Origin of the sequence: Paenibacillus apis (assembly GCF_018333295.1) — a bacterium.
Classification (GTDB): Bacteria; Bacillota; Bacilli; order Paenibacillales; family Paenibacillaceae; genus Fontibacillus; species Fontibacillus antibioticophila.
In genome coordinates, this window is record NZ_BORS01000071.1 from 1 (window position 1) to 283 (window position 283).

Annotated in this window: 1 tRNA gene and 1 rRNA gene; both read left to right on the forward strand. The window is 54.8% G+C overall.

Annotated features, from left to right (window positions below):
- Window positions 1-21 precede the first annotated feature (21 nt).
- Window positions 22-138, forward strand: a 5S ribosomal RNA gene (rrf, locus tag KI362_RS25370).
- 39 nt (window positions 139-177) lie between these two features.
- A tRNA-Ile gene (locus KI362_RS25375) sits at window positions 178-254 on the forward strand.
- Window positions 255-283: the final 29 nt, after the last annotated feature.

A 283-nucleotide genomic window follows, 5' to 3' on the forward strand; every position in this document is an offset into this window, starting at 1 on the left:
TGAGAGTTCAACTCTCGCGCGTTTGGTGACGATGGCGGAGGGGTTCCACGCGTACCCATCCCGAACACGACCGTTAAGCCCTCCAGCGCCGATGGTACTTGGACCGAAGGGTCCTGGGAGAGTAGGACGTTGCCAAGCGCATCCCTTTATGGGTTCGCAATTAAATATCCCGATTATGGGCCCTTAGCTCAGTTGGTTAGAGCGCACCCCTGATAAGGGTGAGGTCGGTGGTTCGAGTCCACTAGGGCCCACCATCTAACCCATAATCAATAATTGTGGGATT